Origin of the sequence: uncultured Porphyromonas sp. (assembly GCF_938039215.1) — a bacterium.
Classification (GTDB): Bacteria; Bacteroidota; Bacteroidia; order Bacteroidales; family Porphyromonadaceae; genus Porphyromonas.
The window spans coordinates 1-3,319 of the sequence record NZ_CALHVI010000026.1 but is presented as its reverse complement, the minus strand read 5'-3'; the positions used below and the strand labels follow the sequence as shown (position 1 = coordinate 3,319).

General features: G+C 54.4%; 5 protein-coding genes. All 5 read right to left on the bottom strand.

Annotation, left to right across the window (positions count from 1 at the left end):
• Nucleotides 1-253: 253 nt before the first annotated feature.
• The gene (locus tag Q0336_RS03445; RefSeq protein ID WP_298525751.1) at nucleotides 254-1,162 is read right to left on the bottom strand and encodes a hypothetical protein; all 909 of its coding nucleotides are present in this window, start codon (nucleotides 1,160-1,162) and stop codon (nucleotides 254-256) included.
• A gap of 25 nt (nucleotides 1,163-1,187) precedes the next feature.
• On the bottom strand, nucleotides 1,188-1,667 hold the full coding sequence (locus Q0336_RS03440; RefSeq protein WP_005468957.1) for a hypothetical protein: 480 nt from the start codon (nucleotides 1,665-1,667) through the stop codon (nucleotides 1,188-1,190).
• A gap of 14 nt (nucleotides 1,668-1,681) precedes the next feature.
• Complete coding sequence (locus Q0336_RS03435) at nucleotides 1,682-2,194, bottom strand: hypothetical protein (RefSeq protein WP_005468956.1); 513 nt, start codon at nucleotides 2,192-2,194, stop codon at nucleotides 1,682-1,684.
• Nucleotides 2,175-2,729, bottom strand: coding sequence for a sigma-70 family RNA polymerase sigma factor (locus tag Q0336_RS03430; RefSeq protein ID WP_005468955.1), 555 nt, complete (start codon nucleotides 2,727-2,729; stop codon nucleotides 2,175-2,177). The genes Q0336_RS03435 and Q0336_RS03430 overlap by 20 nt, the downstream gene beginning before the upstream one ends.
• Nucleotides 2,730-3,084: 355 nt before the next feature.
• A partial coding sequence (locus Q0336_RS03425; RefSeq protein ID WP_298525742.1) for a transposase occupies nucleotides 3,085-3,319 on the bottom strand: 235 nt, incomplete at its 5' end.

Here is a 3,319-nt window from a genome sequence, read left to right as displayed (position 1 = left end):
GCACCTGCGTATAGACTTGCAGGAAGCTCGGAGCGGATTCGGTTTGTTTGGTAGGTATAGCTATACGACTGTTTTGGTTATGAAGATACTAAATATCAGTGATGTACGAAGTGGTCACAGCCCTGTATGCCTTTGAAATACCGTGCAATGGTCTCCTGAGATAGGCGACGAGGCGATCCCCACATCCTGTGGAGGATCGCCTCTATCATAGGATATCGCAGGAGCGATGGGTAGGAGTGAGGGAATTTGGCGACTAGAGTCCGAGCGATACCCCTAAGGAATATATATAGGTGGTGGGTAACCCCCTATCTAGGAAGAGGGGGAGGAGGCTGTAGGTAGCATAGATCCCGACAGGGGCACACTTGATCTGTGCTCTCAGGTCTAGGCTGATGGGGTTGATCCCAAGGTCTTTGCCTAGGACACGTGGGGTACGATAGTCTCCGATCCACACCTTGGAGCTAGAGGCTGTCCGTAGCTTGAACTCTGTACCGAATGAGAATTCCCAGTGATCGAAGGGCTTTGCCCAAGGACGGAACCGAAGCGTTAGGGGGAGAGTCAGGTAGGTGATGTGTAGACGGGAGGTACGTACACCCTCAGGGACGGTATAGTGGACGAGCTTGCTCTCCCCATTCTCCTCTCGATAGGCATAGTCCCCACTGAGGTGGAGCGAATTGAGCTGCAGGTGAAGGCCTGCCGAGAGCATGAGCCGAGGAGAGAGGACCTGGTGGTACTCTAGGAGCTGAATATCATAGCGCAGGGAGCGTGTTCGCTTCAGCCCCGTAGCTCCACTACCGGTCAGTGTCGTATAGCCTATGGAGGCTCCGAGAGAGGTGAGGTAGCGCTTGGACTTCGAGCGACTCTGTCCTCTACGAGTGGGGAAGAAGATCTCAGGACGAGGTAGGCGGATGTGCTCTCCCGTACCCTGCTCCTCGATCCGTCCCTCGCCGTAGATGCCACGGAAGAGATAGGCTGAGGGGCGTTTTGCACCCGTTGAATCTAGTTGATAGACCTTGACCTCGAGCTGACCTTGGTGGTCCTTGAGCTCTAGGATGTGCTTCCGCCACTGTAGGGTCGTGTCCTGTGGAGCCCCTTGCTGAGCTCGTAAGGATAGGGTAGAAGAGCCTACTAGCAGGGCGGAGAGGAGGAGATGCTTGGTGTACATAATCGTAGGATGAGTATTATGGTTGTTATTTGCGCTTAGGGGTGGGGGACTTAGGGGTAAGGATCCGTTGGATAAGCTCCTCTGTCTGGAGTGTTCCCCCGATACTGACTAGGGTGATCACCCCTCGATTGTCATAGGAGTAGAGGAGATAGCGGTGGATCTTGGAGTCTTTGCTGGAGAAGCGGTAGTAGGCACCGAGCAGGCGCCCTCGCTCGATCTGCTCCTTGATGATAGAGGCTATCTTTCGGTCTGTGTCTAGAGCTTGCTCTACGTCACTCCACTGAGCCTCTAGCTCCTTGCCTGAGGGTAGGAGCTGTAGGGTGTAGCAGTAGGAGGCATCGTAGCGGGTGAGTAGATCCTTGCCTAGCTCGACATAGACAGCATTCTTGGCACGTCGGTAGCGCTGTATGACCTGCTGTGTCTGTAGCGGGGGCTGTACCTCGGTCTGCGCTCTGAGTGGGAGCACCGATAGTAGGAGGAGCGAGAGTATAATCTGTCTATACATGATGTGAGGGGAGACTAATCGAGATCGATAGAGAGCTGGGGGAGGGAGGTGGAGAGAGGGAGGGCGACAGCCTGTAGGGCATCCTCGGCACGCTGTGCCGCCTCGGCCTCGTCTTGTATCCTTTCGCCTGCGATGAAGAGGGTAGAGGAGTATCCGACCTTAGGGTGATCGGAGACAGAGAGGTGATATCCGAGGGGTATGGCTAATAGGAGGGCTGCAGCTATTCCCCCCATGAGATAGGGACGAAGGAGTCGGGTGCGAGTAGCTGTCCTTCTCTTGGCTGCGGGTAGGCTCAGCTCAGGGGAAAGAGGCTCCTGCTCATGGCCGATGAGTAGTTGGCGCACCTCAGTAAAGAGCGGGATAAGATCCCGATACTTAGCAGATACCCTATCCGAGGCAAAGTAGTCGCGTAGTAAAGCCTCTTCCTCAGAGGTCGTCTTGCCGAGGAAGTATCCGTCAATCAGTTCCTCGATCTGGTGGGGTGCGAGGGGAAGACGGGGAGTGGGGCTATTTGTGTCTTGTGCCATAGGGTGCAAAGTCTTTGTGCATGAGCAGTCGTGAGCGCAGAGTGCTGCGTGCACGGCTGAGGTTGTTGTAGATCGCTTCGGAGCTTAGCCCTGCGATTTGGGCGATTTCCTCTACTTCGTAGCCCTCGACCTCCTTGAGACGGAAGATGAGGCGCTGCTTCGTCGGTAAGCTTTCGATGGCTGAGGTGAGCAATGCTTGGGTTTCGTATTGCTCCACTTCGTCCTCAGTGGAGGAGGCTGAGAGGCGATCGGCTTCCTCGATCTCTGCCCGAGGTCTTGCTCGTCTTAGAAAGTCGATGGCCTGATGGTGCACTACGGTGCGGCATAGTGCCTCTAGGCTACTGTAGTGCTCCCACTCTGCTCTGTGGACGAGGATCCTAAGGAGAGCCTCCTGTACGACATCCTCAGCATCATCCCTATCCCCGGTGATATGTGTCGCCTGGGATAGGAGCTGGGGACGTAGTGTCCCGAGCAGGTGGGTGAGCTGGTCGTAGGACATCGCTTCGTTTGTTACTTCTTGTGGGGGCTTCCCCATTATCTATAAGGTAGACGTATGGGGAGGGTCAAACCTATCATACGAGATAAAATTAGTAGAAAAGGAGGAAGTGAGGGGGCTTTGAGCCTTCTCGTCATATAGACGAAGATGAGGGAGTAGTCTCTGTGTCTTCAGGGAAGCTCTGAAAGAGGGCATGGTATCTCCCCTCCTACTTTAGAGAAGGGATTTATTGTGCTCATGACACTAATAGAGACCATTGCGCAAGCCCATCTCTTCACTGCTTGCACTTTCCTCCAGCGAACTTCGGAGTCTTTAGGCTGAAAAGTGGCATGCCTGTCTCTCCCCCTTGCCCCCTCTCGGAAGGATCATCCTCCCGAGAGGGGGCTTTTTTGAGCTATTTGGTGCTCTGGAGTACAAGAAGCCCAGGCATACGCTTCAGGTTGTACGCCATAGCTTCCAAGATATTCTGTGTATGCGTTCGCTCAAGCCCTCGGTAACGACATCGCCCTCCTGAAAACCACCTTCGAATACTCCCGAAGGCACGCTCTATCAAACAGCGCATTTTGCTGATGGTGTTATTCAGTTCACGTTGTCGCTCTGTGAGCTTCATCCCCTTCTGCGCCTTGAGC